This window comes from Microbacterium maritypicum MF109 (assembly GCF_000455825.1).
In the GTDB taxonomy this organism is placed as follows: domain Bacteria; phylum Actinomycetota; class Actinomycetes; order Actinomycetales; family Microbacteriaceae; genus Microbacterium; species Microbacterium maritypicum_A.
In genome coordinates this window covers 1-210 of sequence record NZ_ATAO01000171.1, presented here as the reverse complement: position 1 = coordinate 210, position 210 = coordinate 1, and the positions used below count along the sequence as shown (strand labels likewise).

Below are 210 nucleotides of genomic sequence, written 5' to 3'. Positions count from 1 at the left end.
GGTGGAGGTCGACCCGGCGGGGCACCTCGGGGATTCCGGCGGTCTGCGCCTGCGTCGCGGCGCGGTCGTGCGTCTCGACGATCGCGATCACGACGTCATGGCCCTCGTCGAGCATGCGTCGTCCCTCGGCGAGCATCTCGTAGGTCTTGCCGACGCCGGGGGCGGCTCCGAGGAGTACCCGGAGCCGCCCCCGGCGGGAGTGGCCGTGAG

At 73.8% G+C, this 210-nt stretch carries 1 pseudogene; it reads right to left on the bottom strand.

Annotated elements, in window-relative coordinates:
- Positions 1 to 210: pseudogene (locus L687_RS30015) on the bottom strand (hypothetical protein); the annotation flags it as partial.